Source organism: Thalassotalea sp. PP2-459 (assembly GCF_001913705.1).
GTDB classification, from domain to species: domain Bacteria; phylum Pseudomonadota; class Gammaproteobacteria; order Enterobacterales; family Alteromonadaceae; genus Thalassotalea_C; species Thalassotalea_C hakodatensis.
In genome coordinates this window covers 1-575 of the sequence record NZ_MKQD01000076.1, presented here as the reverse complement: position 1 = coordinate 575, position 575 = coordinate 1, and the positions used below count along the sequence as shown (strand labels likewise).

General features: G+C 34.8%; 1 protein-coding gene. It reads left to right on the top strand.

The features are described 5' to 3' along the window. Positions 1 to 59 precede the first annotated feature (59 nt). Positions 60 to 392 carry a hypothetical protein gene (locus tag BI291_RS16465; RefSeq protein ID WP_074500199.1) on the top strand — a complete coding sequence of 111 codons (333 nt, stop codon included), beginning with the start codon at positions 60 to 62 and terminating at the stop codon, positions 390 to 392. Positions 393 to 575 lie beyond the last annotated feature (183 nt).

Sequence of the window (575 nt, the reverse complement as noted above, 5' to 3'; positions counted from 1 at the left end):
GGCGTTAGCAACTATATTCAATCAAGTAGTATTTATTTAAACTCAAAAAAGGAATAAAAATGAAGTTATTTAAAAAACTAGCACTATTAACCCTCGTTGTATCAAGCTTTGCTTCTGCAAATGAAATGGAAATTTCTGCTCAGAAACAAGCAGTCTCTAATAACACTAAAGTTCAAACGTATATTGGTAATGTTCGCATTTCATTTGCTGATGATAATCAGCCAGAGACTAGAGCAGCAGTTATGCGTTTTGAAGATGGTAAAACAGTTATGGAAGGTGATGTAGAAATCATCCTTAATAATGCTGTAGCAATAGCTGACAAAGTTACCTATATATCTTCAAATAATGGCCTAGTTGCCAAAATGGATAAAGTTACATTTACTTTTAAGTAATCGTTGCTAACAAGGTGCTCAAATCGGACAAAATACAGTTTGCCTAGCACTTCGTGCATTATAGCTAAACTGTATTTTGCCCCTTAGCTTGGCGTTGGTATGACTCTCCACGTCAAGTTAAACCATAAAGATCTCTGCTTTTTTTCGAGCCATAATCTCTCTCTTATCAAGTTGAGTGAGTTA